A 352-nucleotide genomic window follows, 5' to 3' on the forward strand; every position below is an offset into this window, starting at 1 on the left:
TACCCGAAGCAGAAGCTTGACTAATTGCATGCAAAACCTTCAGTTTGGGATTATCACTTTCGTCTTTCAAACGATAAGAGGTTTCATCATTGAATTCGACCGACTCCCATTCCTCCAGCCCCCATTCAGAAAACTTTCCAATTGAGACAGTATTCTCTCCCTCAGCATATGCATTAAACCCGAATAAGACGAAGATAAAATAGCTAGAGTATAAAAAGACTTTGTTCATAAATGGTTTCTTCTGCAACATAAGTTCTTAAAAGAATATTAGGGTCGCAACCTGCCCCTAATATTCTCTTAAGAACACCATGGCAGCAAAAAGTTCAAAAAACAATGGTTGACTAAACCCGAT

At 38.4% G+C, this 352-nt stretch carries 1 protein-coding gene; it reads right to left on the reverse strand.

Annotated features, from left to right (window positions below):
* A partial coding sequence (locus A3756_RS16815) for a hypothetical protein (protein WP_197481354.1) occupies positions 1 to 229 on the reverse strand: 229 nt, incomplete at its 3' end.
* Between the last annotated feature and the right edge of the window lie 123 nt (positions 230 to 352).

It is taken from the genome of Oleiphilus sp. HI0086 (genome assembly GCF_001635225.1).